The organism is Candidatus Nanopusillus massiliensis, assembly GCF_920984865.1.
The window spans coordinates 178,368-178,716 of record NZ_OV100765.1 but is presented as its reverse complement, the minus strand read 5'-3'; the positions used below and the strand labels follow the sequence as shown (position 1 = coordinate 178,716).

Sequence of the window (349 nt, the reverse complement as noted above, 5' to 3'; positions counted from 1 at the left end):
AGGACACATTGCTGGAAGTCTTTTACCCTCAGATATATTTGCAAGATACAATNNATTAAAAGGTAATATTGTATTTTATTTATGCGGAACAGATGATCCTGNNNCTGCTACAGAAGTAGAAGCAATTAAAAGAAATAAAAAACCAGAAGAAATTGTTAATTTTTTTCATAATATACATGAAGAAGTATATAAATGGTTTAATCTATCATTTGATCAATTTAGTCAANCGTCATACTCATCCTCTACATTATAAAATAGTACAAGAATTGTTTATTAAAGCATATATAAATGGTTATATAGTAGAAAAAGAGGTTGAATTACCATATGATCCTGAGTGGAATAAATTTCT

2 protein-coding genes (both only partly in view) are annotated in these 349 nt (G+C 27.1%); both read left to right on the top strand.

The window, feature by feature from the left end:
• A protein-coding gene (locus LUA84_RS01280; protein ID WP_457913328.1) for a class I tRNA ligase family protein crosses the window boundary here: on the top strand, positions 1 to 253 show its 3' portion. Its footprint begins 209 nt before the window's first position; the window shows 253 of its 462 coding nt (coding positions 210-462); its start codon lies beyond the left edge, outside the window; the stop codon is at positions 251 to 253.
• Positions 177 to 349 carry the 5' portion of a class I tRNA ligase family protein gene (locus LUA84_RS05065; RefSeq protein ID WP_457913279.1) on the top strand. The gene runs 88 nt beyond the window's last position, so 173 of the gene's 261 nt are visible here — the first part of the coding sequence; the start codon lies at positions 177 to 179; its stop codon lies beyond the right edge, outside the window. The genes LUA84_RS01280 and LUA84_RS05065 overlap by 77 nt, the downstream gene beginning before the upstream one ends.